Annotated in this window: 22 protein-coding genes; 6 read left to right on the top strand and 16 right to left on the bottom strand. The window is 42.1% G+C overall.

Annotated elements, in window-relative coordinates:
* Positions 1-69: 69 nt before the first annotated feature.
* The 8 genes from ADF75_RS04935 to ADF75_RS04900 all read right to left on the bottom strand — a co-directional run bounded on the left by ADF75_RS04935 (position 70) and on the right by ADF75_RS04900 (position 11,085).
* The gene (locus ADF75_RS04935) at positions 70-1,188 is read right to left on the bottom strand and encodes a glycerate kinase (RefSeq protein ID WP_048789361.1); all 1,119 of its coding nucleotides are present in this window, start codon (positions 1,186-1,188) and stop codon (positions 70-72) included.
* Positions 1,189-1,280: 92 nt separating this feature from the next.
* The gene (ezrA, locus tag ADF75_RS04930; protein ID WP_048789360.1) at positions 1,281-3,005 is read right to left on the bottom strand and encodes a septation ring formation regulator EzrA; all 1,725 of its coding nucleotides are present in this window, start codon (positions 3,003-3,005) and stop codon (positions 1,281-1,283) included.
* Between the two features lie 86 nt (positions 3,006-3,091).
* Complete coding sequence (gene gyrB / locus ADF75_RS04925) at positions 3,092-5,041, bottom strand: DNA topoisomerase (ATP-hydrolyzing) subunit B (protein WP_048789359.1); 1,950 nt, start codon at positions 5,039-5,041, stop codon at positions 3,092-3,094.
* A 12-nt stretch (positions 5,042-5,053) separates the two neighbouring features.
* The gene (locus ADF75_RS04920) at positions 5,054-5,617 is read right to left on the bottom strand and encodes an HAD-IA family hydrolase (RefSeq protein WP_006595945.1); all 564 of its coding nucleotides are present in this window, start codon (positions 5,615-5,617) and stop codon (positions 5,054-5,056) included.
* A 179-nt stretch (positions 5,618-5,796) separates the two neighbouring features.
* Positions 5,797-6,354 (bottom strand): DJ-1 family glyoxalase III, encoded by a 558-nt coding sequence (locus ADF75_RS04915; protein ID WP_048789358.1) that lies wholly within the window; start codon positions 6,352-6,354, stop codon positions 5,797-5,799.
* Between the two features lies 1 nt (position 6,355).
* Positions 6,356-7,600: an FtsW/RodA/SpoVE family cell cycle protein gene (locus ADF75_RS04910; protein WP_048789357.1), complete on the bottom strand. Its 1,245-nt coding sequence runs from the start codon at positions 7,598-7,600 to the stop codon at positions 6,356-6,358.
* 16 nt (positions 7,601-7,616) lie between these two features.
* Entirely contained in the window at positions 7,617-8,624 is a 1,008-nt protein-coding gene (locus tag ADF75_RS04905; protein ID WP_048789356.1) for a YeiH family protein, read from the bottom strand.
* Between the two features lies 1 nt (position 8,625).
* Positions 8,626-11,085, bottom strand: a complete 2,460-nt coding sequence (locus tag ADF75_RS04900) for a bifunctional DnaQ family exonuclease/ATP-dependent helicase (protein ID WP_048789355.1) — start codon at positions 11,083-11,085, stop codon at positions 8,626-8,628.
* A 158-nt stretch (positions 11,086-11,243) separates the two neighbouring features.
* Here ADF75_RS04900 and ADF75_RS04895 point away from each other — a divergent pair, with 158 nt between their 5' ends.
* The gene (locus ADF75_RS04895; protein WP_048789354.1) at positions 11,244-11,885 is read left to right on the top strand and encodes an MBL fold metallo-hydrolase; all 642 of its coding nucleotides are present in this window, start codon (positions 11,244-11,246) and stop codon (positions 11,883-11,885) included.
* A gap of 38 nt (positions 11,886-11,923) precedes the next feature.
* Here the strand turns inward: ADF75_RS04895 and ftsX are convergent, their stop codons facing one another.
* The 3 genes from ftsX to prfB all read right to left on the bottom strand — a co-directional run bounded on the left by ftsX (position 11,924) and on the right by prfB (position 14,673).
* On the bottom strand, positions 11,924-12,850 hold the full coding sequence (gene ftsX, locus ADF75_RS04890) for a permease-like cell division protein FtsX (protein WP_048789353.1): 927 nt from the start codon (positions 12,848-12,850) through the stop codon (positions 11,924-11,926).
* Positions 12,843-13,535, bottom strand: a complete 693-nt coding sequence (gene ftsE, locus ADF75_RS04885) for a cell division ATP-binding protein FtsE (protein ID WP_006595938.1) — start codon at positions 13,533-13,535, stop codon at positions 12,843-12,845. The genes ftsX and ftsE overlap by 8 nt, the downstream gene beginning before the upstream one ends.
* Positions 13,536-13,577: 42 nt before the next feature.
* Positions 13,578-14,673, bottom strand: a protein-coding gene (gene prfB, locus ADF75_RS04880; RefSeq protein WP_125335983.1) for a peptide chain release factor 2 whose coding sequence is annotated in 2 segments (ribosomal slippage) — positions 13,578-14,600 and positions 14,602-14,673 — 1,095 coding nt in all. Because the reading frame shifts where the segments join, the coding sequence is not laid out codon by codon here.
* Positions 14,674-14,870: 197 nt separating this feature from the next.
* On the opposite strand from prfB, the gene ADF75_RS04875 reads away from it, so the two are divergent.
* Positions 14,871-15,728 (top strand): metallophosphoesterase, encoded by an 858-nt coding sequence (locus ADF75_RS04875; RefSeq protein WP_048789351.1) that lies wholly within the window; start codon positions 14,871-14,873, stop codon positions 15,726-15,728.
* A 56-nt stretch (positions 15,729-15,784) separates the two neighbouring features.
* On the opposite strand, the gene ADF75_RS04870 is transcribed toward ADF75_RS04875, so the two are convergent.
* The 3 genes from ADF75_RS04870 to ADF75_RS04860 form a co-directional block, all read right to left on the bottom strand.
* On the bottom strand, positions 15,785-16,453 hold the full coding sequence (locus ADF75_RS04870) for an MIP/aquaporin family protein (protein ID WP_048688708.1): 669 nt from the start codon (positions 16,451-16,453) through the stop codon (positions 15,785-15,787).
* A gap of 123 nt (positions 16,454-16,576) precedes the next feature.
* Positions 16,577-19,261, bottom strand: a complete 2,685-nt coding sequence (locus tag ADF75_RS04865; RefSeq protein ID WP_048789350.1) for a cation-translocating P-type ATPase — start codon at positions 19,259-19,261, stop codon at positions 16,577-16,579.
* Positions 19,262-19,454: 193 nt separating this feature from the next.
* Complete coding sequence (locus ADF75_RS04860; RefSeq protein ID WP_048789349.1) at positions 19,455-19,838, bottom strand: DUF1934 domain-containing protein; 384 nt, start codon at positions 19,836-19,838, stop codon at positions 19,455-19,457.
* Positions 19,839-19,948: 110 nt separating this feature from the next.
* Here ADF75_RS04860 and ADF75_RS04855 point away from each other — a divergent pair, with 110 nt between their 5' ends.
* The 4 genes from ADF75_RS04855 to ADF75_RS04840 are packed head-to-tail and all read left to right on the top strand — an operon-like array spanning position 19,949 to position 24,456.
* The gene (locus ADF75_RS04855) at positions 19,949-21,259 is read left to right on the top strand and encodes an HD domain-containing protein (protein WP_048789348.1); all 1,311 of its coding nucleotides are present in this window, start codon (positions 19,949-19,951) and stop codon (positions 21,257-21,259) included.
* Positions 21,249-22,058 carry a sugar-phosphatase gene (gene yidA / locus ADF75_RS04850; protein WP_048789347.1) on the top strand — a complete coding sequence of 270 codons (810 nt, stop codon included), beginning with the start codon at positions 21,249-21,251 and terminating at the stop codon, positions 22,056-22,058. The genes ADF75_RS04855 and yidA overlap by 11 nt, the downstream gene beginning before the upstream one ends.
* Positions 22,058-23,272: an aminoacyltransferase gene (locus tag ADF75_RS04845; protein WP_048789346.1), complete on the top strand. Its 1,215-nt coding sequence runs from the start codon at positions 22,058-22,060 to the stop codon at positions 23,270-23,272. The genes yidA and ADF75_RS04845 overlap by 1 nt, the downstream gene beginning before the upstream one ends.
* A gap of 8 nt (positions 23,273-23,280) precedes the next feature.
* Entirely contained in the window at positions 23,281-24,456 is a 1,176-nt protein-coding gene (locus ADF75_RS04840) for an aminoacyltransferase (RefSeq protein ID WP_048789345.1), read from the top strand.
* 77 nt (positions 24,457-24,533) lie between these two features.
* Here ADF75_RS04840 and tpiA read toward each other — a convergent pair whose 3' ends face one another.
* Together tpiA and tuf are read right to left on the bottom strand one after the other, a co-directional pair.
* Entirely contained in the window at positions 24,534-25,292 is a 759-nt protein-coding gene (gene tpiA / locus ADF75_RS04835; protein WP_048789344.1) for a triose-phosphate isomerase, read from the bottom strand.
* Positions 25,293-25,455: 163 nt separating this feature from the next.
* A complete protein-coding gene (gene tuf, locus ADF75_RS04830; protein WP_048789343.1) occupies positions 25,456-26,652 on the bottom strand; it encodes an elongation factor Tu in 1,197 nt (398 codons plus the stop codon).
* Positions 26,653-26,809: the final 157 nt, after the last annotated feature.

Raw genomic sequence — 26,809 nt, 5'->3', positions numbered from 1 at the left:
AAGTTCGCTGACGTCCGTACTCACCTAAGGAAAGTTTTTCTGAAGACTTTATCTTCAATTTGAAGCGGTTTAACCGCTTTTTTCTATGCTTAATAGATTTCCGATATTTCTAGCTGTAAAGAGAAGATTTTCCCTCGCATCCTTCAGAAGTTGCTCTAAACTATCGGGATGTTTCGTAATAGAAAAGGCACCAACTATATTTTCAAATGGGAGACTTGGTAAATCATCTGCAAGACTGCCACAAATAGCTATTACTGGGATCCCTTTTTGGGTTCGTCTCGCAACCCCTATCGGAGCTTTCCCGGATAGACTCTGATGGTCCAGTCGTCCTTCTCCGACAATGACCAAGTCTGAGTTGGCTACTTTGGAGTCAAAGTCGATCAAATCTAAACAGATATCAATCCCTGATACCAGTCTCGCTTGCGCAAAGGCACAAAGACCCGCAGCAAGACCTCCACCAGCTCCCATCCCTGCTTGAGTCAAAATACTTGGACAGTGCTTTTCGTAAAAGCTGTAAATAGCTTGATCCACTTGCTCAAACATATTGGGACTGAGCCCCTTTTGTTTTCCAAAAATATAGGTCGCACCATCTAGTCCACATAAGGGATTGGAAACATCTGCTAAGATCTGTATCTGGACATCATCTGGGATCTTGAACGCTTCCTCTTTACGGATGGAATCCCATTCTAAAAGACTTTGTCCACAGGCCTTTAATTCTCTTCCTTCTCTATCATAGAATTGGTAGCCTAGACCTGCTGCAAGACCTAGCCCCCCATCATTGGTCGCGGTTCCTCCAACCCCGATATAAATCTCCTTTTTCCCCTGTTTGATTAAATAACAAATCAGTTCACCAATTCCTCGGGTTTCTAGGTCAAGTGGACGGCGTTGATCAATTGGAATTTTTCCTAAACCGATCAAGTCGGCTACTTCAAAGAGAGCCAAAGAATCCTTCTCCATATACCGCATTTCTACCGGCTCTCCAAATGGACCTGTGACAAGGGTAAAAGTTTCCTTCAATCCCAATGAGTAGCTGATGGCATCCACTGTCCCTTCCCCACCATCTCCAACAGGACAGGTGAGCGGTTCTACATCGAGGAGAGACTGACGCAAGCCTTCTGCAATAATTTCCGCTACATCTTTCGCAGGTAAGCTTTCTTTGAATGAATCTGGAGCAATTAAAACTTTCATGGACTCATCTCCTTTTTTCTATCCTTCCCTTTCCCACCACAACTTCATCTCCATAAAAAAACATCCAGGAATATTCTCCTGGATGTTTTGGATTAGAATCGAATGGATTCTCTTGTTTTTTCAAACGAGGTAACAAATCTCTCTGTTACTCCTGGTTCAACTGTTTCCAATGCTTCTGAAATGACTTTGAATGAAGCAGGATAGTCATACTCTTTTTCAAAGATGTACAAGGCTTCATCAAACGCTGCTTGGACATGATCGTCGAATGAACGATAGCGATTTGAGTATTGAAGCAACTGCTCTGTTAGAGTAGCATATTGTACTAATTTGTAGGTTTCTTCCTCTAACTCTGTCATATCGTTGGTCAAAATATCCAGGAGACGGTTGGCGTTTTCAATATTGACACGACGACCTTCTAACTCAGCCAAGAGAGCTTCTGTGTTATCACTTGCAGTGAAGAAGATAGTAAGGAAAGATTGAGGAATTCCAGGTAAATTCCGCTTGTCCATATAGCGCTTGATGGCATGTAAACGGTTGGCGTAGATATTTACCTTTTGACGAGCATTGGTGTCGTCTTTTTCAATCTTAGATAAGGTTTCGCTCAATGCAATTTGATCATCTTCAATCTCTTTCAAACGTTCTTCAATCGCTTCTAACTCTTCTTGTAGGATAGAGTAGGGTTTTTGAGTTTCAGATGTATCCTTCAAGGCATCTTCTACAACGAGCTCTTGAGCTGTTAATTCAGCTTCTAACTCCTTCAAATGATTTTCCTTGAGTTCTTTGCTTTCAAATGTTTTGCTGAGACGTTCAACTTCTTCTGCTAAACGCTTGTTATTTTCCTTCGCATGGGCAAGGTAACCTGGTAAGGCTTTGACCAATTTTTCAACAACTTTGTGTGATTCAATTTCACGAGTGAAAATATCATACAAGGCGTTAATTTCTTCTTGAATCTGCTCATTTTCATAGAGCGCATTATCTAATTCAAGAGCAGCAACATTTTGTAGATTGGCTTTCAAAGCTGCATGCAATTGTTGGAAACGTGCTTCCAAATCAGTCTCTGTAAAATGATAACCAGATTCCAAAAGTTTGCGATGACCAGCTTCCAAATCTTCCAATTGATCAGGAAGAGTTGTTTGGACATCCTTCACAATTGCAGGAACTTTTTCAACAATATGCGTCAAGGCTACAATGTGGTTTTCAGCTGTATCCAAAATTTCTGCAGCTTCAACAGGGTCACCTGATGAATTCAAGGTTACAAATTTTGAAAACTCAACTTGAATATTTTCAGCTTGCTTCTCGATTTCGGGAAGTGCTGGGCCGTATGCGTCCGGATCAGAAGCTACTTGTTTTTGCAAGTTTTCAAACATATCCAAGGCATGAACAACCCGACCGCTATTCTTTTCTTCTTTTTCTTTTAATTCAGATAAAGCTTGACGGATGGCCTTGATATCTTCATCAATCAATTGAACCTGACTCTCAATATTTCCAATTGCTTGCTTGGCTTTTAAAAAGCGGAAAGAATTGTTGTAGCCTTCTGCTTCAAAGAGGTTGTTCTCGATATCAGCAAAAGAATTGAGGGATAGGTCCACCCATTTTTGATTCCATTCACGAAATGCAACTTGACTTTGACCAATCAAATGCATATTCTTCACTTCTTCTACTTCATCATTTACCGGAAGGTTATACAACTGTTCTTTTCGTTCTTCCAGAGATGCCAGTAAGGCTTCGTTACGCTTTCTCAATAAGACTGCCACTACATATCCTAAAACCAAGAGGACCCCAATGACAATAATGAGAATAATTAGTCCACTAGACATATAAAAACTCCTTCATTAAATTACTTGAAAGTAATCGTAGTTATTATATCATAAATATTCGAATAATTGGCAAATATCGCAGAATTTTATACATCAAGTGTACTATATTCGGCATTTTCTTCGATAAATTCACGACGAGGTTCTACTCGATCCCCCATGAGCATATCAAAGATTTTATCTGCTTCTGCTGCATCATCAACTGTCACACGCGCCATGAGGCGATGTTCTGGGTTCATCGTTGTTTCCCAGAGCTGATGATCATCCATCTCACCCAAACCTTTGTATCGTTGAATCGTTGGTTTGGAACGACCTTCAGAATAGCGCTCCAAGGCTTCAGCCAATTCTGCTTCTTGGTTGGCTCCTGGTTGGATGTATTCTTTGATTTCACTACCGACTTTTACACCATAGATTGGTGGTTGGGCGATGTAAACATAGCCTGCCTCCAAAACTGGTTTCATATAGCGATAGATCAAGGTTAAGAGGAGGGTTCGAATATGAGCTCCATCGACATCGGCATCTGTCATGATGACTAATTTTTGATAACGGGCTTTCGATACGTCAAATTCTGCACCAAAACCAGTTCCCATAGCTGTGAAAAGGCTACGAATTTCTTCGTTGGCTAAAATCTTATCCATGCTGGCTTTTTCCACGTTGAGGATTTTCCCCCGAATAGGGAGAATCGCCTGGAACTCGCGGTTTCTACCTGATTTAGCAGATCCTCCGGCAGAGTCTCCTTCGACGATGAAGAGTTCTGTCTCAGCTGGATTGTTAGATGAACAGTCTGCTAATTTACCAGGAAGGTTTGAGATTTCTAAACCAGATTTCTTACGGGTGACTTCACGGGCGCGCTTAGCAGCAACACGCGCTTTGGCAGCCAAAATTCCCTTTTCGACAATTTTCTTAGCAATCTGCGGATTTTCCAACAAGAAATCAGAGAAGGCATCGCTGAACAAGCGGTTGGTAATCTTCACCACTTCAGAGTTTCCAAGTTTGGTCTTGGTTTGTCCTTCAAACTGTGGATTTGGGTGTTTGACAGAAATCACTGCCGTCAACCCTTCCCGGACATCTTCCCCTGTTAGATTTTCTTCATTGTCTTTGAGAAGTTTATTCTTACGCGCATAGTCGTTGATAACACGGGTCAAAGCTGTACGGAAACCTTGTTCATGAGTTCCCCCTTCATGGGTATGGATGTTATTGGCAAAACTCATGACGGTTTCGTGATAACCAGTCGTGTACTGCATGGCTACTTCAACCGTGATATCATCCAATTCTCCATCGGTATAAATCGGAGTTTCAAAGATGACATCCTTGTTTTCGTTGATGTATTCTACATAACTAGCAATCCCACCCTCATAGTGGTAATCTTTCGTTTGCTCCTGCCCTTCACGCTTGTCCGTGATCGAGATCCGTAAACCACGGTTCAAAAAGGCTAATTCTTGAATCCGTTTATTCAACTTGTCAAAGTCAAATTCAGTGGTTTCTGTGAAAATCTCTGGGTCTGGAGTAAAATGAACGGTTGTACCAGTTCGATCTGTTTCACCAATCACTTCAAGATCTGCAACGACTTGTCCGCGTTTGTATTCTTGGTAATGAATTTGGCCATTCTTATGGACGTGAACATCTAACTGAGTCGACAAGGCATTTACGACAGATGATCCAACTCCATGGAGTCCACCAGACACCTTGTAACCACCACCGCCAAATTTTCCTCCCGCATGGAGAACGGTAAAGACAGTCTCAACCGCTGGACGACCCGTTTTTTCTTGAATGTCAACCGGAATTCCCCGTCCATCATCGACGACTGTAATCGAATTGTCCGCTTCGATAAAGACTTCGATATGGCTAGCAAATCCTGCAAGGGCCTCATCGATTGAGTTATCGACGATTTCCCAGACCAAATGGTGAAGACCTTCTTTAGAAGTGGATCCGATATACATCCCCGGACGCATCCGAACTGCTTCTAAACCTTCTAAAACCTGAATCTGACTGGCATCATATTCTTGACCAGTCGTTTCTTGCTTCAATTCTTCTGTCATTCTTTCCCTTTTCTAATTAAAAATATAGGCACTTAATTGATCCATTGAGTCGAACAAATAGGTCGCCATGCCAGCTCTCTGACCAGCTTCGATATCGATTGGGCGATCTCCAATCACCAAGCCAGACTCAATCGCATACTTGTCTTTTAGATACAACATGGACGTAGGATCTGGTTTACGTGGAAAACCATCATCAGCTGTCACAACTTCTGTAAAGTAATGACGAATCCCTGTTTTTTCTAAGATGGTCTCTACATGATGGTCACGGTGAGAAACCAAAAAATGACGGGCTCCGACTGCTGTCAGACGATGCAATAACTCCTCAGTCCCCTCGAATAAGCAGGGGATTTCAAGAGCTTCTTTCTCTCGCTGTTTATACTCTCCCAAAAAGTCTGGAAGGTCTGAGGCAAACTGCTGAACAGCATAATCCGTGGAAACCTTTAAAGCTGCATAAACGGAATCATGATCAGCCTCCCTTTGGAAATACTGTAAGGTCGCTACAAAAGCTTTTGTAGAGGTCTCATAATTGTCCAATAAAGTCCCACCAAGATCCCATATAAAATCATGATAATCCATAGCTTCAATTATACCATATTTTTCAAAAAATTGCTTGTAAAGTCAATGTTTTAAAGGTTTTTTTACAGTCATCTCCCACCTGTTTTACTTTCATTCAAAAAGCATTTATATTTTGATAAAACTAGCCTATAAAAAAATGAAGACAGGAATTTTCCTACCTTCATTTTTCTTCTCAACAACTATGGGGCCGATGTTCCAAAAACATCTTGATAGAGCATCCCTTCTCTCAATGCCGTGGCATCTCCACCAAAATGGTTGACCAGGGCATAGGAAAAAGCAAGTGCTGTTGCAGGACCCCGACTGGTCAAGATGTGACCATCCTGAACCACTGCTTCCTTCACATAATGCTCTGTTCCAATTTCTTTTTCGAAGCCATCATAGCAGGTATAGCGTTTTTCATCAAGTAGTCCAGCTCGATCCAACACAATCGGAGCTGCACAAATAGCTGCTAGACTTTTTCCTTGTTCATGGGCTTCTTTTAAAGACAGGATCAAGCCTTCATGGTCGCGTAGATTTGCTGCTCCCGGCATCCCTCCTGGAAGGACAATGCCATCAAAATGATCCAACGAACCGGACCAGACCTCATCTACCTTCACTGTGATACCATGGGACCCTGTAACTACTTGATCAAATCCAACCATCTGACACTCGATTGCTGCTCTTCGCAAGACATCGACAACGGTCAAAGCTTCGATTTCCTCGAAACCACTTGCTAACATCACTGCTACTTTTGTCATATCAAATTATTCCTTTCTCATGTAGTCGACTCAATTGTTTCTGTCTCAAGAGTCGACTTTCTTTTTTCCGTTCTTCACTCACCCTATTTTGATGGCTCATGGATAACAATAAGCCAATCCCAATAAGGTTACTCACAATAGCTGATCCTCCTTGTGAGATAAAAGGCAAGGGAATTCCAGTGAGAGGCAAGATCCCAGTTACAGCCCCAATATTCTCAAATATGTGGAAGACCAACATCATGATGAAACCAGTTGAGATATAGGTGTAAAATTGATTATTGGATTTCAGGGTAATTCGCAACATCTTATAAACTAGAAACATGTATAAGAGAAGGAGGCACAGTCCTCCTACAAATCCAAAATCTTCCGCGATGACCGTAAAAATCATATCACTCTCCCTGACCGGGATTAACAGATTGGATACATTAAAACCTTGCCCCAATAGACCACCGCTTGCAATGGCCAGCTGTCCCTGAGCCTGTTGGAAGGTCATGGTTTGTGCATAATCAAAAGGATTCAACCAGGCTAAAATGCGGTTCATCTGATAGGTGGGCATCCCCAGAGTTTGATGGAGAAAGGCCCGCCCACCGTCGGATAGAAAGACGGCCAAAAAGAGAGCAATTCCACCTGCGAGGGTCAAAAAGACTGGTAATATGATTTTCCAAGAGACCCCTGAAATAAGGACTACTCCTGAGAAGATAGCCATAAATACCAAGGAGGTTCCAAAATCATGTTGAAAGGCTAGAAGCCCTAGGACCGGTATGGTATAGGCAGCAATTTGGAGAATGAGAAAAAAGTCTTTTTTTAGCGTCCGATTTTCTTCCCTATTGTTTCGTAAAAAATGAACAATCGCACGAGAGACCATCAAAATATAAGAAATTTTCATAAATTCTGATGGCTGAAAGAGGCTGATCCCCTTGTAGGCCACCCAGTTTTTAGAACCGGTCGAAGCAACCAGGTTTGGGTTGTAAAAATAAAGGGGCAAGACCATTAAGACCAAGCCAAAGACATACAAATAGGGCGTTACTTTCCATAAAAATTCTGTATTAAAGAGCATAACGACAAAACTAATCATACATCCTAAAACAATCCAGGCAACCTGTTGGCCTAAAATAGACCAAACCAAGTCAGGATAATCATTCGAAACTGCAATGTAGACTGCCACCACACCAAATGCTAATAATAACAAAACAGTGGTGATCAAGGAGAAATCTCCTCTAAGTTTGAAAGACTGACGTCTCTTCATTTCATCTCCCTTTCATTTAAATTTCTAAAACATGTTGAAGTAGCAAACTAGAAATGGATACAGCTAGCCAGGCCACAAGGCCGATGAGGAGAGGAGCCACCCCCTGCTTACGGAAGGCCTGAATAGATACTTGACTTCCAATGCCAACCAAGGCCATGGCCATCAAATATTGTGACAACCATTTACAGAAGGGAATCCAAGAACTTGGAAACCAGCCAAAGGACGTCACTAAAGAAGCCAAAAGGAAGTAAAAAATAAACCAAGGAACAATTTTACTCAATTTCACTTGCTTCCCTTCTCGATCCTGTTTCGACCGTCCTAGAAGTTTTAGTCCCAACATCCCAAAACAGATTGGAATTATCATCAAAGCTCGGGTCAACTTCACAACCGTAGCCACTTCACCCGCTGCTTTACTATAGGAAAATGCGGCCGCTACAACAGATGAGGTATCATTAATGGCCGTTCCTGCCCAAAAACCAAATTGCCGATCCGTCATAGCAAGGAGGTGACCAAAGAAAGGAAAAAGGAAAACCGCTAGGATATTAAAGAAAAAGATGGTCGACATGGACAGAGCAATGTCATTTTCATCAGCTTCTAGAACAGGAGAGGCTGCCGCGATTGCAGAACCTCCACAAATAGCTGTCCCCATTCCAACCAAGGCTGTTAAGATCTTCGGAGCTTTTAAGAGGTAGCCCATTGCAAAAGCAGAGAAAAAGGCAATACTGATGGTCGGTAGACTAATGACCAAAGAAGATAGTCCCAATTGGGTCACCTTTTGAAAAGACATGGTAAAGCCCATCAAGATAATGGAATATTGCAAGAGTTTTTTCCCTGAATAGGCTAGTCCCGGCCTGCTATTTTGAGGCAAGAGTTGACTAGCATTCAAGAGAATCCCACATAGGATAGCAAAGAGACTAGAGCCAAGGATAGGTACTGCTTTTCCTAACACCATAGATAGTCCTGCTGTGAGAGCGGCTAGCAAGACACCGGGAACATACTGAGTTCCATTGGGTTTTTGATTCATGTTAACTCCTAAATTGTTCAACAACTTCTTTTACTTCTCCTGTCTTAGCAATGACAAGAGGAGCTATTTTCTCTAAACTAGCTTGAATCTGCGAACCATATTGACGATTTAATAAGCGTTGATCTAATAAAATGACCAGAGATTCTTGCTCGCTCGAACGACTCGAGCGTCCAAGAGCCTGCTTCAAGCGTAAGATAGCTAGTGGCAAACTATAATCATAGAAAGGATTTTTCCCTTCTAGACGCAAGGTTTCGTGCAGTTTTTGCACGAAGAAATCACTTGGATTATCAAAAGGAATGCGAGGAATGACTTGAATGATTTTTGCTTGCTGGGCAAAATCGACCCCTTCCCAAAAACTACCGGATCCTAAAAGGACGGAAGCTTCCCCTCTATCAAATCGGCGTTTAATAGTTGCTGCTTCACCATTCTTATACTGAGCCAGATGACCCACTGTCATCAGCTGAGAAGTTGCTAAAAGCAAGTCCTTGGAAGTGAACAAGGCAAAGAGAGGCAAGCCAGTACCTGCTAGATCATCCAAATAACTTGCTAAAGAGCCAGCTAATTCCTCTTGCGTCAAATTGGTCAAATCAGGAAATTCTCGATCGATGAAGATGGTTTGCCCTTGATGATAGGACAGTTCTTTCCCAATGAATTGGTAATTCTCAATTCCTAAAATCGAGGCTAGATTGACCTTTTTACTAATGGATAAGGTAGCTGAGACCAAGAGAAGTCTGGTAGTTGTTGGAATAAAGTCTTGAAGGGAAACCAAGCCCTCTCTTCCAGACTGCAAGCGAATTATCGGATGCTGATTCTCTTGTGTACGATCAATCCAAAAAATTTGAAAACGAGGATCAAAGACCGTTTTTAATGCAGCCAAGACTGGACTATCTAGTTCAGATAAATCCTGGCGAATTTTTTTCACCTGTTCCGGTGTTAGTTCGACCTTTCTGCTACCCGATTCAAGATGTTTGAGTAGAGCATTCAATTCAAATTGGAGACTTTCAAGGATCCGTCGTTTCAACAAGGATTTTTCTATTTCAATCTCCCGTTGCAGATCTAGCATGAAATCCGATAAGGATAAGGAAGCCCTTGAAAACTGCTCCAATGAAAAATAAAGTTTTTGTGCTTCATCCACCACTAGAGTCCGATTTTCTACTAGAGAAGGATCATCCTCTAATCGAGTCAATAAATAGGCATGATTGGTGAGCAAGACTCGACTCATTTTGGCTTTTTCTTGACCGAGACGCCAAAAATCTTCTGTGTAAAATAAAGATTTTTTTGATAGCTTCCCATCATGACGGATTCGTTGAACAAAATTCCCGTAACGATGGAGCTGCCCTACTTCGTTTAGATCACCCGTCCTTGTTTGGGTCAGCCAGACTAGCAATTGCATTTTGAACCGATTCCAGAGGCGATTTTCCTCTGGTTCATGCAAGATTCGAAAGAACTCATCCAGTTTTAGATAATTTTGAGGACTCTTTAGGCTATGAAAAGATGTCTGAAAAACGTCCTCAATCGTCTTAGCTTCCTGTTGCATGATTTGGTCTTGTAAGACCTTGGTTGGAACACTGACAACAATCTGGTCCCTTGTATGCGCTAGTAAGGGAAGGAGGTAGCCATAGGTTTTTCCAATCCCAGTAGGTCCCTCGATAAAGGTTGCTACTTCTCTTGAAGACTGAAGACTTTCTTCAATTGACTGGGCAAACTCTTGCTGCAAGGGACGGGGTTCCATGCCCATTAACTGGATATTAATATCAAACTGATCAGAAAAATTCTTGGCATCTCTTTTGATCAGAGGCTTACGAAGAAAAATCCCATGGTGAGATGTCAAGTCCTCTTTATGAAAAGCTCCCGCATCCTCGAATGCATCCTCTATCAAGAGTCTCGACTCGTAAATCAGATTATCAGAAAATGATAGCAAGGTTTCCACCAATTCCCTCGGTAAGGAAGCAATCGTTTCACGAAGCTTAAGAAATAGCTGGGCGGTTGCTTGCGCATCAGAAATAGCTGAGTGAGCATGGTCTAGAGTAATCGCAAATTCTTCACACAGGCTACTTAAATTATATCTTTCTAGGGTTGGGAAAAAGACTTGGGCCAATTCAACCGTATCGATCCGGGGGGTTATGAGCTCAAAGCCTTCCCAAAACAATGATTCTGCCAAGAGATTGGCATCAAATTTGACATTATGAGCCACAAAGACAGCATCTTCAATCAGTTCGTATGCTTGTCTGGCCACCTGTGAAAAGTCAGGGGCCTTCCTGAGTTGCTGATTGGTAATCCCAGTCAGTTGGCGAATATGTTCGTCTAGTTCCTCATGGGGGTTGACATAAGTCTCATAGGTCTCTACAATCTGCCCATCTTGAATGATGACAATCCCGATTTGAATAATTTTTGCATTGCTGCTTGCACTGGTCGCTTCCAGGTCCACGACAGCATATTTTCTTTTAACATTCGTTGTCATAGCACTTAAAATTATATCATTTTCCGACTCGCTTTGCTTGGTATTTTATGACATTGAAAGGGCCAAATCCAGCCAAGGGACGATTCTTCGGTTTCTAGAGGCGTTTTAGTCAGCTATTTTACAATATTTTTGATAGACTAATAGAGAAAGGAGCTCTTATGAAAATCCACCGCATTGTCAATCCCATCGCTTATGAAAACACCTACTTGCTTGAAAACGAGGACTATCTTCTGGTCGTTGATCCCGGGAGTGCTTGGGATCAAATTCGCAGCCGCATCGATCAACTCGCAAAACCAATTGCTGCTATTCTCCTCACCCATACCCACTACGACCATATCATGAGTTTAGAGAAGGTGCGGGAAACTTATGGCCATCCACCTGTTTATGTAGATGCTCATGAAGCAGCTTGGCTTCAAAGTCCTGTGGACAATCTTTCTGGTTTAGACCGCCATTCTGATTTAATGGATGTAGTCTGCCAGCCAGCCGAAGAGCATTTTGACTACCGAACAGATTATCAATTAAAAAACTTCCATTTTTATGTCCTTCACACACCTGGACATTCCATCGGAGGGGTCTCCTTGGTCTTTCCTGATGACCACCTTGTCTTGACAGGAGATGCCCTTTTCCGAGAAACTATTGGACGGACTGATTTGCCGACAGGAAGTGGACCCCAACTCCTTGAAAGTATTGAGACACAATTGCTCACTCTTCCATCCTCTTATGCAGTATACCCAGGACATGGGAATGATACCACTATAGGTCATGAAAAAATGTTTAATCCCTTCTTTCGAAATCGATAAAAAAGGAAGTTCAGATGAACTTCCTTTTTTGTATATTCTTAAATCTTCAAGAAACGTCTCATTGAAATAGAAGAGCCAATCGCTCCAATTAAAATACCGAGACCAAACAGTCCTCCGACCATAATCGGAACAAGAAGGTTTGGACTATATAAGAACAATTTCTGATCTTGTAGAGTATTGTACATAGACTTGTAGACAATATTATAGACATAATAAAGCAAGAGAGCTGGTGGAATTGCACCAATCAAGCCAATCCAGGCACCTTCCAAAAGGAATGGCGCACGAATATAGCCACTCTTAGCACCAACCAGACGCATAATCTTGATTTCTCGACTTCGTGAAATAATGGTAATCCGAATCGTATTAGAAATCAAGAAGACCGCGATAAAGATTAGTAAACCAGCACCAATCAAGCCCCAAATACGGATGAAGTTTCCGAGAGCAAAGAGGCGTTGAGTATCAACTCCCCCATCTTTTACTTCAGATACCCCTTCGATCTTCTTAGCGGCTTTAGAAACTTCTTTTACGTACTTAGGAGCAGTTGTCTCTACAAAATAGGCATCATAGAGTGGATTGGCATCCCCGTCAAAAATTTTCCAGTTGTTACCAGCAGTCTTGATCAAGTTTTCATATTGTTCTTCCTTGCTAGAGAACTCAACTTTATCAACATTCTTCATGGCTGTCAACGCATTATAGACTTTCTTGTAGTCCTCATTATCAACCATCTGGCCTTCTTTTTCGATCTGCTGGCTTTGATCTTGGATATCCTTGCGCATATAGACAACAATCCGTACACTATTTTGAATATCATCTGATAGCTTGATCGTATTCGCAATAACTGAGGCAAAAATCGCTACAAGTCCAAGTGTAATCATCACCGAACTAACCGCAGCAATGGTCATCCAGCCATTCCGTTTTAAACTTTTAAATGATTCAATGAGATGGCGGAAAAATCTTCTAATCATCGTATCCGTACTCTCCTTCCGCTTCATCCCGTACAACACGGCCATTTTCAATGGCGATAACACGGTGACGAAGTGTATTTACAATTTGGCTATTATGAGTCGCCATCAAAACAGTGGTACCTTGCAAATTAATTCGCTCTAAGAGGTTCATAATTTCCCAAGAGTTATCTGGGTCCAAGTTCCCTGTTGGTTCGTCCGCAATCAATACTTTAGGATTGTTGACGATGGCACGCGCGATAGCGATCCGTTGTTGCTCACCACCTGAAAGCTCATTTGGGAATGAACGAACCTTGTGTTTCAAACCAACAAGGTCTAAAACTTCCATTACGCGTTTTTTAATGTTGCGACGACGCTCTCCGATTACTTCCATTGCGTAGGCAATATTTTCATAAACGGTCTTTTTAGGAAGCAGTTTGTAGTCTTGGAAGACTACCCCAACGTTCCGACGCAACATCGGAATATCGCGTTTTTTGATTTTATCTAAATCAAAACCAGCAACTTTCAAGCTACCTTTATCATGCTTCACCTCACGGTAAAGCAAGCGAATAAAGGTTGATTTACCTGCACCAGAAGGCCCTACAATATAGGCAAATTCTCCTGGTTCAATATGAACGGTTACTCCTCGAAGAGCTGTCGTTCCGTTGTCATACTTTTTGACAACATCTTTCATTTCAATCATTGACATGTATTGAAAATTCCTTTCCACATTTTATATAGAAGGAGGACTTTAATTGAGACGCCATTTTAAATAGGCATCAATAAAGCCATCAATATCTCCGTCCATTACTTTATCAACTTGGGCTACTTCATAGCTTGTACGGTGATCCTTCACCATGGTATATGGTGTAAAGACGTAGGAGCGAATCTGACTTCCCCAGGTGATTTCTTTTTTATCACCTTTTAAGGAATCCACTTCAGCTGCCTTCTTTTCTTGCTCCAATTGATAAAGTTTCGCCTGCAACATTTTCATTGCACGATCACGGTTTCCGTACTGAGTCCGGTCAACCGTCGAAGCAACTACAATCCCTGTTGGGATGTGAGTCAAACGAACACCTGTAGAAACCTTGTTGACGTTTTGTCCACCAGCTCCACCCGAACGGAAGGTATCCATCTTGATATCATCATCTCGGACTTCCACTTCAATGGTATCATCCAATTCTGGCATCACTTCAACTGACGTGAAGGATGTATGGCGACGTTTAGCTGAGTCGAATGGCGAGATCCGTACCAAACGGTGAACGCCCATTTCAGATTTCAACAAGCCATAGGCATGTGGTCCTTCGAAAGACAAGGTAACGGATTTAATCCCAGCCTCGTCTCCTGCCTGGTAGTCCAAGACTTCCACCTTGAAGCCATGAGCATTTCCGAAGCGGGTATACATCCGAAGAAGCATATCTCCCCAGTCCTGAGCCTCAGTACCACCAGATCCCGGATGGATTTCCAAGATTGCATTATTATTATCATAGGGTTCTGATAAGAGAAGCGTCATTTCATAACTGGTCATCATCTTATCCAACTCTGTCAACTTATCTTCTAGCTCTTCGTGAACGGATTCATCTTCTGAGAGAAACTCAAGAAGGATTTCGGATTCATCAAACAAGTCTGTCATTTGATGGAAATTCTCATAGGTTTGTTTCAACTCATTTAATTCCTGGGATGTTTTTTGCGCCGCAATATTATCATCCCAAAAATCAGGTTCTGTCATTTTGTTTTCCAAAATGGCAATTTCTTCTTCCAGACCCTCTAAGTCAAAGAGACCCCCTGAAAGAAGCTAATTTTTCACGATTCGCGTCAATTTTCTGACGGATTTCTGAAATATCCATAAGTACCTCTTTCTAAGTATCAGTCTATTATACCACAAACCCCGTCATTTGCACATAGTAAGAGATAGTAAGAATGGTTTACCTTACAAAAATCGCATAGAACCAGACCGTTGTCACCTCCCTTGTTACATAATTGTTAGATTTGTTACATGTTGGTTACCTTTCTCTTTCTCATCAACTTATGATACACTAGTGATATGACACGTATTGGTTTTATGAGTGACCTGCACCTGGATTCCAATCAGTTTGGCGAGGCCGAACGCATGCAACTCCTGCAAGTCCTACAAGAAGAACAGATTGATCACCTTCATCTAGCTGGTGACATTTCCAATGACTTTAAACAGATAAGCCTTCCCTTCATTCAGGACCTCCAAAGACAGCTTCCTGTCTCCTTTAACCTGGGCAATCACGATATGCTATTTCTTTCAGAAGAAGAAATCAAGCAGTATGATTTTCAGGTCCAGACCTTTGGGGACAGCCATTTAGTATCTCTTGCTGGATGGTACGATTATAGCTTTGTCCCTGAAAAGAGTAAGGAAGCCCACTTGCGTACCAAGAATACTTTCTGGTTTGATCGAAGATTGGAACGTCCTTTAGATGATCCAAGGATCACGCAAGAAGTTCTCTTCCGATTAGATCAGCTCCTCGCTTCTTTAGATGGTAGAATCATCGTCGCTCTTCACTTTGTCCCCCACAAGGACTTTCTCGTTAGCCACCCCTACTTTCAGAAATTTAATGCCTTCTTAGGTAGTCAAGCTTTTCACGATCACTTTGTAAAGCACGAGGTAGCGGATGTCGTCTTCGGACACTTGCATCATCGCCATCCTTCCAGAGCCATCGATAACATCCATTATCACATGCGACCTCTTGGCTATATTCGCGAATGGCAACTGACAGAAGAGTTTTTCAAGGCCTATCCACAGTACAAGATCCCTCACATGTATCGTCTTCATAAACGCTACAACGCTGTGAAAAATTTACCTGAATTTCATCAATACAAAAGACAGCAGTTAGCAAGCGAATTTCGTCAGGCTTTAACCATCCTTGACTGCTAAAAAGAAAAAGATTTCGACCCCATAGGGAATCGAAATCTTTTTTTCGTTAAAATAGCTTAAGCTTCAGTTTCAAGGAGATTCTTTGCAACAAGCGCTGCCAAGACACCACCAACGATTGGAGCAAGGATAAAGATCCAAATTTGTTGGAGGGCTGCACCACCTACAAAGAGTGCAGGAGCCAAGCTACGAGCTGGGTTAACAGAAAGACCTGTAATGTTCAAACCAACAAGAATGATCAAGGTCAAGCTCAAACCGATCACAAGACCAGCGATTTTCCCGTTTCCTTTAGAAGCTGATGTCACTGTCATGATGACCAAGATAAAGATAAAGGACGCAATCACTTCAAACAAGAAACCGCCAAATGGAGTCACTCCTTTAGCCAAGGCATTTTCACCAAGACTAGCGGTTGCCATACCGGAATTGGACAAAAGGAAGAAGACAGAAGCAGTTGCAAGGAAAGCTCCTACTACTTGCGCTACAATGTAGTTGACTAAGTCTTTTGAAGACAAGCGTTTGTTGACAAACATAGCAATAGAAACAGCAGGATTCAAGTGAGCACCAGAAACAGTCCCAATAGAGTATGCAGCTGCGACAATTGACAAACCAAATGCCAAGGCAATTCCTAAATGCCCAAGACCTTCAGTCCCATTTCCAAAAACAACCGCGCCAGTCCCGATAAAGACAAGCATAAATGTGCCGATTACTTCAGCAAAAAACTTTTTCATAATATAAATTTCCTTTCTTCAAACTGTTGTCTAGTTTATCAAAAATCCAGTCTGGGCTCAAGAAATATGCCCAGACATCTCTGCACACAAAAAAGCCATCCGAAGATGACTTTTGATATGCGTTTAAATAGCGTTTTTATCTTTTCCAAGTGCTCGTTGGATTGCTTTGACAATCTCAACAAGGACTACAATCATAAGCGCTCCTACAGCGACCACCATCCATTGAGTCAAACTCAAATGTGACACGTGAAAGAGATTATTAAATCCAGGAACCAAAATTGTCACCACAAAGAGAACAAAGGCAACTGGGATAGACCAGTTAAAGGTCTTGTTGGTAAAGAGTCCCACTTTAAAGATCGATTGGTAAACCGACTTAACGTTAAAGGCATGGAGCAATTGGATCAAACCGAGAGTTGCAAAAGCCATGGTAAGGGCATCCGCATGGATTTCAGTATGACTTTGGTGCTCTGGGAAGAGAAGAGCCCAACCATAAACACCTAAAACTAGCATCGTTTGGAAGATCCCTTGATAAATGATAGCTCCGAAGACACCGCCATCAAAGAAGTTAGACTTACGGCCACGAGGCTTGTGGGTCATGACACCTGGTTCAGCTGGTTCCACACCAAGGGCGATGGCTGGTAGCGTATCTGTTACCAGGTTAATCCATAGCAAATGCACTGGTTGAAGCACATCCCAACCTAACAATGTTGCAAAGAAGATGGTGAAAACTTCAGCCATATTGGCAGACAAGAGGTATTGGATTGATTTTTGGATATTTGAGAAGACCTTACGTCCTTCTTCTACCGCTACGATAATGGTTGCAAAGTTATCATCAGCAAGGACCATATCAGAAGCTCCCTTAGAAACTTCTGTACCTGTAATCCCCATACCGATACCGATGTCAGCTGTCTTAAGTGAAGGCGCATCGTTAACCCCGTCACCTGTCATAGCAACAACCTTACCTTCTTTTTGCCATGCTTTCACGATACGAACCTTGTGCTCAGGTGATACACGAGCGTAAACAGAGTATTGCTTGAAGACCTTTTGGAATTCTTCATCAGAGAGTTCATTCAACTCAGCTCCTGTAAAGACGTGGTCTTCTGTATCATTTGGATCGATGATTCCAAGACGTTTGGCAATGGCTTCAGCTGTATCTTGGTGGTCACCAGTGATCATAATCGGACGGATACCTGCTTCTTTAGCGACACGTACAGCTTCTGCAGCTTCTGGACGCTCAGGGTCAATCATACCGACCAAACCAGAGAAGATGAGGTCAGATTCAACAATTTCAGATTCCAAGGTTGGGATTTCCTTGCTTGTCTTATAAGCCATCATCAAGACACGAAGGGCTTGTTTGGCCAAGGCTTTGTTGATTGCAAGGATAGCTTTCTTGTCTTCTTCTGTGATGGGACGAACTTCTCCATTGACTTCAATACGCGTCACACGTTTGAGCAATTGGTCAGGGGCACCTTTAACAGCGATAAAGTATGAACCGTCAGCTTCCTTATGAATGGTCGACATGAGTTTACGGTCTGAGTCAAATGGCAATTCAGCCACACGTGGCTCATCCTTCAAGACTTCACGAACATCAAAATTGTGGTCCAAACCAAACTGTACAAGAGCAGTCTCAGTTGGGTCCCCAATCAATTTGCCAGATGGGTCCACTTTGGTATCATTAGCAAAGTTCATGATACGTAGAGTATTGTTGCTAGCAGCAATCTCAGCTGCAGAGCTTTGCAATTGACCATTGGTATAAACTTTTTCAACCGTCATTTGGTTCATGGTCAAAGTACCTGTTTTATCAGATGCGATGATTTCTGTTGAACCAAGCGTTTCAACCGCTGGCAATTTGCGGACAATCGAATTACGTTTGGCAAGGGTTGTTGTTCCCAAAGAGAGAACGATGGTTACAATGGCAGGAAGACCTTCTGGAATCGCCGCAACTGCAAGAGCCACCGCTACCATCAAGCCTTCTAATGGATGCTCTCCACGAACGAAGACACCAACCAAGAAAGTGATAACAGCAATCACAACGATTAAGTAAGTCAGAGTCTTAGACAATTGGGTCAAGCTTTGCTTCAACGGTGTTTCCGTTTCATCAGCATTGGCCAACATGTCCGCAATCTTACCGACTTCTGTATACATACCAGTGTTAGTTACGACACCAATACCACGACCGTAAGTTACGTTTGAGTTTTGGTAACCCATATTGACGCGGTCTCCGATACCAGCATCTGCTTCGACAAGTCCTGTCACATCTTTTTCTACTGGGACAGATTCCCCTGTAAGAGCTGCTTCTTCGATTTTAAGGGAAGCTGCTTCAAACAAGCGCATATCAGCAGGTACAACATCCCCTGCTTCTAGCAAGACGATGTCCCCAGGCACCAATTCTTTTGAGTCGATCTCAATGACATGACCGTCACGACGAACACGGGCCATCGGGCTAGACATATTTTTCAACGCTTCAATAGCTGCTTCAGCTTGACCTTCTTGGTATACCCCAAAGGCAGCATTCAAGACAACTACGGCCAAGATGATCAAGGCATCTGTTAAACCATCCATTCCTTCTGTAATGACAGAAAGTGCCGCTGCTGCAAGCAAGATGATAATCATCAAATCCTTAAATTGATCAAGGAATTTAGCTAGTAGGCTACGTTTCTCGCCCTCTTCCAACTCATTACGACCATAAGTCGCTAGGCGTTCTTGAGCTTGAGCAGTTGACAAACCTTCGATAGATGAGTCCAGATTCTTTAGGACTTCCTCAGAAGATTGTGTGTAAAACAAATCTTTATTTTGTTCTTTTGACAAAACAGTCTCCTCCTTTTTGGCCTCTTTTTACAAAAAAAGAGACCTGTTTTTAAAAAAAACAAGTCTCGCTGTTTAATATAGTGCCGGAAATAATTCGGAATGACGACACTATCGCGGTTAACCGCCAGCTACTCCCTTGAGTGGTTTCATTATACCACAACTCGTAAAAAAATCAAGAAAAACTACTGATAAACTAGTCTTCCCATGTCAATTCTAAACGGTAGGTCGCAAACTGTTGACTTCCGTCTGCCGTTAACAACTGATAGGACAAACCAAGCTTATTTTGCTCCAATCTATATTCCTGAGTATCAATCACAAACTGCTGCATGCCTAGGGGAGTTGGAATGAGCGCATGACCTTTCTCTGAAGCTATAAATTTCATGATGGATTTTGGCGTTGAAAAGCGAGTCATGGTCAATTCTTGATCATGAAATTTCAAAGCGACTTTTTCTCCTTCTTCGTTAACGTAAAGCAGATAGTAATAGCCGCCTTTTTCCTTCCATTCCCCTTCGTAATATTGGTCCATCACTTCCAGTTGATCATCAAATTGAATCTGATTTTGTATTCTAATCTTCAAAAGTTGCCATCCTTTCCCTCTTTCCTTTATTTTACCAAAAACTTCTTTCTTTTTCCTATTGCAACCATCTCTCGATACCAATTTAGGCCGTTTTCTGCTATAATAGAGGCATGAATGAAAAAGTATTTCGGGATCCTGTGCACAACTATATTCACGTGGATCACCCAGTCATTTACAAGCTCATTAATACAAAAGAATTTCAACGACTACGTCGCATCAAACAGTTAGGAACCTCTGGGTTTACCTTTCATGGGGGCGAGCATAGTCGTTTTTCGCACTGTCTAGGAGCCTATGAAATTGCTCGGCGCATCCTATCAATCTTTGATGAGAAATACACCGACCAATGGGACTCAAGCGAATCCCTTCTCACCATGGTTGCCGCCTTGCTCCATGATATCGGACACGGCGCTTATTCGCATACCTTTGAAGGGCTATTTGATACTGATCATGAAAAAATGACCCAGGAAATTATTACCTGTCCTGAAACAGAAATCTACCAGGTATTAATTCAAGTAGCACCAGACTTCCCTCAAAAGGTAGCCAGTGTTATCGACCACACCTACCCTAACAAACAGGTGGTGCAGTTAATCTCTAGTCAGATTGATGTCGATCGCATGGATTACCTTCTAAGAGACGCCTACTTCACTGGGGCTTCTTACGGTAATTTTGATTTAACTCGTATATTGCGTGTCATTCGCCCAGTAGAAAACGGAATTGCTTTTCAGGTAAATGGGATGCATGCGGTTGAAGATTATGTTGTTTCTCGCTACCAAATGTATATGCAGGTCTACTTTCATCCAGCCACCAGAGCAATGGAAGTCCTTTTGCAGAACCTGCTCAAGCGGGCACGTCATCTCTACCTTGCGCATAAAGAGTTCTTTCAAGTGACTTCTCCTCGACTGATTCCTTTTTTTGAGCACCAAGTTAGCCTGGCCGATTACTTGGCTTTGGACGACGGCGTTATGAATACCTACTTTCAATCTTGGATGGAGAGTCCTGACTCCGTTCTCTCTGATTTGGCCCAGCGTTTTATCAATCGCAAGGTTTTCAAATCCATTCTCTTTCAAGATAAGGATGAAGAACAATTAGCTGCTCTCAAACAATTGATTCAAGAGGTCGGTTTTGATCCAACCTATTATACGGCTATTCATCGAAACTTTGACCTTCCTTACGACGTTTACCGACCAGATTCAGAAAAACCTCGTACTCAAATTGAGATCATCCAAAAGGATGGAAATTTAGCTGAGCTATCCCTTCTTTCTCCTATCGTTGCTTCCTTAGCCGGTAGCAGACAAGGGGATAATCGCTTCTATTTCCCAAAAGAAATGCTGCTTGAAAATAGCTTGTTCACACCTCAACTACAATTATTCCAGTCCTATATTGTTAACGATACCTTCACAGGAGAAAAACATGAACATTAAACTTGTTGCCCTTGATATCGATGGGACCCTTTTAACATCTGACGGCCAAGTAACCCCCGAAGTTTTCCAAGCCATCCAAGATGCCAAAGCTCAAGGAGTCCATATTGTCTTAGCAACTGGTCGTCCTCGTTCTGGTGTCCTTCGATTGTTGGAGGAACTTCATTTGGATCAACCAGGTGATCTCGTCATCACTTTTAATGGAGCTCTGATCCAAGACGCCCACACCAGTGAAACTCTCTATGAAGAACACCTCTCCTACAATGATTATTTGGATATTGAAGCGCTAGCTCGCAAATTAGCTATTCCCATGCATGCTAGTACCAAGTCTGGCATTTATACAGCCAATCGTAACATTGGTGCCTATACCGTCCATGAAGCCAAATTGGTCCATTCGGATCTTTTCTATCGGACTCCTGAAGAAATGGAGCACCATACGGTTCTCAAGTGCATGTATGTCGATGACCCGGAAATCTTAAAAACGGTCCTCTCCGCTATTCCGGATAGTTTTTACGATCGTTTTACGATTGTGCGTTCCTCACCATTTTACCTTGAGATTTTACCTAAGACAGTAAATAAAGGCCGGGCGCTCTTACAGTTAGCCTCCAAGTTAAACTTAAGTCCAGACCAAGTAATGGCGGTCGGCGATCAAGAAAACGACCAAGCCATGCTAGAGGTTGCTGGTCTCCCTGTCGCGATGGACAATGCTAGTCCTGAACTTAAAAAGATTGCTAAAGTTGTCACGCGATCTAACGATGAGTCGGGTGTTGCTTACGCCCTTAGAAAGTGGGTACTCCATTAATGTATAGTTACAACATCGGTATTACAGCCGAAGAACATGATGAATTCGTTAAAAATAGTCCCCAAACCAATTTGCTTCAAAGCTCAGATTGGGCAAAAATTAAAGATAACTGGGGTAATGAACGCCTTGGTGTTTACCAAGATGACAAACTGGTTGCTGTTGCGAGTATTTTAATCCAACCCCTCCCACTTGGTTTTACGATGCTCTATATCCCACGTGGACCTATAATGGATTACAAAAATAGCCAATTAGTGGCCTTTATGCTCCAATCCATCAAGACATATGCTAAAAGCAAGCGTGCTGTCTTCGCCAAATTTGATCCCTCTCTTTTCCTAAGAAAAGGATTAATCGGCCAAGAGGCAAAAGATCAAGAGGCTACTTTAGCGATTACCCAATCCTTAAAAGAATATGGAGTGGAATGGGTTGGTCGGACGGAAGACATGGGAGAAACCATTCAACCACGTTTCCAGGCCAATATCTACAAGGAATACTTCACAGAAGACCAACTGTCCAAATCCACCAAGCAAGCCATTCGGACCGCTCGAAATAAAGGAGTCGAAGTCATCTTTGGAGGCACTGAACTCTTAGATGAATTTGCAGCTCTGATGAAAAAGACAGAAGCGCGAAAAGGCATCCATCTTCGTGGAAGAGACTATTATGAGAAACTGCTAACAACCTATGCAGGACAATCTTACATCACTCTATCACGAATTAACTTGGCTGAGCGTCTTGCTTCACTCAAAGAGCAGCTGAAAAAAAATCAAGCAGAAGCTAGTCGTTTTAACGAAAAAACAAAACAAGGCAAGATTGACAACAACCGTCAAGAAAAAGAACGTTTGGAAGAAGAAATCCAATTTCTCCATCAAGAGCTAAAAGCTGGCCAAGAGATTGTTTCTCTTTCTGGAACCTTAACTCTTGAATTTGGAGGCACTTCAGAGAATGTCTATGCGGGGATGGATGAGAACTTCCGACGCTATCAACCAGCTATTTTGACTTGGTATGAAACAGCCCAGCATGCCTTTGACCGTGGAGCTGCTTGGCAAAATATGGGAGGAGTTGAGAACCACTTAGATGGAGGACTCTACCACTTCAAGTCAAAATTTAATCCAATGATCGAAGAATTTGTTGGCGAATTCAACCTCGCAACTAGCATGCTTTATCCCCTTGTTAACAAGGCCTATCAGTTACGAAAAAAACTAAGAAATAAACAGTAAGGTGACCTATGACATTCAAGATTATTAGCAGGGAAGATTTTTACCAACACTCTCTTACTACTTCCAATCACTCTTTTTTACAGAGTATTGAAATGGCTGATTTGCTTCATAAAAGAGGCGCAACCATTCAATATATTGGCTGGGAAGAGCAAGGAACATTAGCTATCTCTGCCATTTTATACAGCCTACCTATGACGGGAGGCCTGCATTACGAAATCAATAGCGGACCAATCGTTACGGATATTCGCTACCTACCAGATTTTTACAAAGCATTACAGGCTTATGTAAAAGAAAATGGTGGTATCGAATTCATTTTAAAGCCCTATGACCACTATCAAGTTTTCGATAGCAATGGAAATCCAACTGAAGAAGAGCAAAAACCGCTTCTCCAATCATTACTGGATCTTGGCTATCAATTTGATGGCTTACAAGTGGGCTATCCTGGAGGAGAGCCTGTTTGGCATTATTTGAAGGACCTCACCGATTTTGATGCGAAATCTCTCCTAAAATCCTTCAACAAGAACTGTAGCCGTAATATTACGACTGCTCTCAACTATGACATTTCCATCCGAAATATTAGTAGAGACGAAATCCCTCAGTTTAAACAAATTATTGAGGAAACTGGAAAACGTCAAGGCTTTGAAGACAAGAGCCTGAACTACTACTACGATCTCTATGATACCTTTGGAGACAAGGCAGAATTTCTCATTGCTGAGATCAATACAGCAGAGGCACTAGCTTACTTAGACCAGAAGATTTCCTTGCTTAATCCTTCATCCAAACAATATGAGCAACAGCTGCAAAAATTAGAGAAACAAAAGACAATTGTCCGAGAAACCTTGGCTGACGAAACAGTTGAAACAGTGCCCTTGGCCTGCGCCCTCATCATCTATAATCCATCAGAAGTGACCTATTTATTTGGTGGTTCGTATACCAAATATCAGAAATTTTCTGCAGCCTTCTTGATTCAATACCATGCAATGAAGCGAGCGTTAGAAAAAGGAATCACATTATACAATTTCCTAGGCATTCAAGGGATCTTTGACGGATCAGACGGTGTTCTTCGTTTCAAACAAAACTTCAACGGCTATATCGTCCGTAAGATGGGTACCTTCCGCTATTATCCAAATCCTCTGAAATTTAAAGCCTTGTCCTTGATTAAACGACTCTTAGGACGCTCATAAGAAAATAAAAGCCAGCCTACTAGCTGGTTTTTTAGACAAGAAAAAGACGAGAAATCTCTCGTCTTTTTTATGTTCGATTAATTTACGAAGTTCAACAAAGCCAAGAAGCTTTCTGGATCAAGTGATGCACCACCAACAAGAGCTCCATCAACATCTGGACAAGCCATGTATTCTGCAACGTTTTCAGGTTTCACTGAACCACCGTATTGAACACGTACTTTGTCAGCAACTTCTTGACCGAAGTCAGCAGCTACAACGTCACGAACCACTTTACACATTTTTTGTGCGTCGTCTTGTGAAGCTGATTTACCTGTACCGATAGCCCAAATAGGCTCATAAGCGATAACAGTTGCAGCGACTTGCTCAGCTGTCAAGCCAGCCAAAGCAGCTGATACTTGAGCACCTACGAATTCAGCAGCTTTACCAGCTTCGTAAGTTTCAAGTGACTCACCACAACAGATGATTGGAAGCAAACCATTTGCAAAGATTGCTTTTGCTTTTTTGTTGATATCTTCGTCTGTTTCGTGGAAATAGTCACGACGTTCTGAGTGACCGATGACTACGTAGTCTGTACCGATTTCTTTCAAAACTTGTGGGCTAGTTTCACCAGTGAAGGCACCAGCGTTTTCAAAGTAGCAGTTTTGAGCAGCAACTTTAAGGTTTGAACCTTTAGCAGCAGCAAGAACAGTTGTCAAGTCAAGAGCAGGTGCAGCAATACCAGCTTCAACAAGATCAGATGAAGGAAGTTTTGATGCTACTGCTTCAACGAATGCTTTTGCTTCTTCTGGGTTTTTGTTCATTTTCCAGTTACCAGCAATAAATGGTTTACGTGACATTTCACATACCTCGTTTTTCTAATTTTATACTAACTATTTTACCATAATTTTCGTGATAATGAAAGGTTGCACAAACTCTTTTACTTTTTAAAACAATAAAAACCCCGTCTTCACGGGGTTTTCTGTCTGTCTATATAATTGTTAATCTGGGAACTAGATCGAATTAAGCTTCGATTTCAGTAACCATACCTGAACCAACAGTACGTCCACCTTCACGGATTGAGAATGTAGTACCTTGTTCTACGGCGATTGGGTGGATCAACTCAACGTCGATAGTCACGTTATCACCAGGCATTACCATTTCAGTTCCAGCTGGAAGTTCGATAGATCCAGTTACGTCAGTTGTACGGAAGTAGAACTGTGGACGGTAGTTGTTGAAGAATGGAGTATGACGTCCACCTTCTTCTTTAGAAAGGATGTAAACTTCACCTTTGAATTTAGTGTGTGGGTTGATTGAACCTGGTTTAGCAATAACTTGTCCACGTTCGATTTCATCACGTTGGATACCACGAAGAAGCACACCAACGTTATCCCCTGCAAGACCTTCGTCAAGTTGTTTACGGAACATTTCAACACCAGTAACAACCGCTTTTTGGATTTCTTCTTTAATACCAACGATTTCGATTTCATCGTTGACTTTAACGATACCACGGTCGATACGTCCTGATGCTACAGTACCACGTCCAGTGATTGAGAATACGTCTTCGACTGGAAGAAGCAATGGTTTGTCAGTATCGCGTTCTGGTTCTGGGATGTACTCATCAACAGTGTTCATCAATTCCATGATGATATCTTCGTATTTAGAGTCACCTTCAAGAGCTTTAAGAGCTGAACCTTGGATAACTGGAAGGTCATCACCTGGGAAATCGTATTCTGAAAGAAGGTCACGGATTTCCATTTCAACCAACTCAAGCAATTCTTCATCGTCAACTAAGTCAACTTTGTTCATGAAGACGATCAAGTGTTTAACACCAACCTGACGTGAAAGAAGGATGTGCTCACGAGTTTGTGGCATTGGTCCGTCAGTTGAAGCTACTACAAGGATAGCTCCGTCCATTTGAGCGGCACCAGTGATCATGTTTTTAACGTAGTCCGCGTGTCCTGGAGCGTCGATGTGAGCATAGTGACGTTTTTCAGTTTCGTACTCAACGTGCGCAGTGTTGATGGTGATACCGCGTTCGCGTTCTTCTGGAGCAGCATCGATAGACGCATAGTCTTTTGGTTGGTTAACTGATGAAGGCAAGCGACGTGCCAAAACAGTTGTGATAGCTGCAGTTAGGGTAGTTTTACCGTGGTCAACGTGTCCGATAGTACCAATGTTAACGTGTGGTTTACTACGATCGTATTTTTCTTTTGCCATTTGAGTAAAAGCCTCCAATAAAATATATTTTATAGATAGACAGTAGGCAATACAGTCTAACTTTCCTTACTATTTTATCAAATTTCGTCTAAATTGCAAGTGTTTTACTAGCTTTTTTTCTTATTTCTTTTTTCTTAAAGGAATTTATCCAAATGGA

It is taken from the genome of Streptococcus sp. 1171_SSPC, from assembly GCF_001069335.1.
Lineage (GTDB): Bacteria > Bacillota > Bacilli > Lactobacillales > Streptococcaceae > Streptococcus > Streptococcus xiaochunlingii.
This window is presented reverse-complemented; position numbering and strand designations above follow the sequence as displayed.

What these genes read in the sequence shown, in the direction of transcription:
- ADF75_RS04935 (WP_048789361.1), bottom strand. Translation starts at nt 1,188, where the DNA reads ATGAAAGTTTTAATTGCTCCAGATTCATTCAAAGAAAGCTTACCTGCG.
- ezrA (WP_048789360.1), bottom strand. Translation starts at nt 3,005, where the DNA reads ATGTCTAGTGGACTAATTATTCTCATTATTGTCATTGGGGTCCTCTTG.
- gyrB (WP_048789359.1), bottom strand. Translation starts at nt 5,041, where the DNA reads ATGACAGAAGAATTGAAGCAAGAAACGACTGGTCAAGAATATGATGCC.
- ADF75_RS04920 (WP_006595945.1), bottom strand. Translation starts at nt 5,617, where the DNA reads ATGGATTATCATGATTTTATATGGGATCTTGGTGGGACTTTATTGGAC.
- ADF75_RS04915 (WP_048789358.1), bottom strand. Translation starts at nt 6,354, where the DNA reads ATGACAAAAGTAGCAGTGATGTTAGCAAGTGGTTTCGAGGAAATCGAA.
- ADF75_RS04910 (WP_048789357.1), bottom strand. Translation starts at nt 7,600, where the DNA reads ATGAAGAGACGTCAGTCTTTCAAACTTAGAGGAGATTTCTCCTTGATC.
- ADF75_RS04905 (WP_048789356.1), bottom strand. Translation starts at nt 8,624, where the DNA reads ATGAATCAAAAACCCAATGGAACTCAGTATGTTCCCGGTGTCTTGCTA.
- ADF75_RS04900 (WP_048789355.1), bottom strand. Translation starts at nt 11,085, where the DNA reads ATGACAACGAATGTTAAAAGAAAATATGCTGTCGTGGACCTGGAAGCG.
- ADF75_RS04895 (WP_048789354.1), top strand. Translation starts at nt 11,244, where the DNA reads ATGAAAATCCACCGCATTGTCAATCCCATCGCTTATGAAAACACCTAC.
- ftsX (WP_048789353.1), bottom strand. Translation starts at nt 12,850, where the DNA reads ATGATTAGAAGATTTTTCCGCCATCTCATTGAATCATTTAAAAGTTTA.
- ftsE (WP_006595938.1), bottom strand. Translation starts at nt 13,535, where the DNA reads ATGTCAATGATTGAAATGAAAGATGTTGTCAAAAAGTATGACAACGGA.
- ADF75_RS04875 (WP_048789351.1), top strand. Translation starts at nt 14,871, where the DNA reads ATGACACGTATTGGTTTTATGAGTGACCTGCACCTGGATTCCAATCAG.
- ADF75_RS04870 (WP_048688708.1), bottom strand. Translation starts at nt 16,453, where the DNA reads ATGAAAAAGTTTTTTGCTGAAGTAATCGGCACATTTATGCTTGTCTTT.
- ADF75_RS04855 (WP_048789348.1), top strand. Translation starts at nt 19,949, where the DNA reads ATGAATGAAAAAGTATTTCGGGATCCTGTGCACAACTATATTCACGTG.
- yidA (WP_048789347.1), top strand. Translation starts at nt 21,249, where the DNA reads ATGAACATTAAACTTGTTGCCCTTGATATCGATGGGACCCTTTTAACA.
- ADF75_RS04845 (WP_048789346.1), top strand. Translation starts at nt 22,058, where the DNA reads ATGTATAGTTACAACATCGGTATTACAGCCGAAGAACATGATGAATTC.
- ADF75_RS04840 (WP_048789345.1), top strand. Translation starts at nt 23,281, where the DNA reads ATGACATTCAAGATTATTAGCAGGGAAGATTTTTACCAACACTCTCTT.
- tpiA (WP_048789344.1), bottom strand. Translation starts at nt 25,292, where the DNA reads ATGTCACGTAAACCATTTATTGCTGGTAACTGGAAAATGAACAAAAAC.
- tuf (WP_048789343.1), bottom strand. Translation starts at nt 26,652, where the DNA reads ATGGCAAAAGAAAAATACGATCGTAGTAAACCACACGTTAACATTGGT.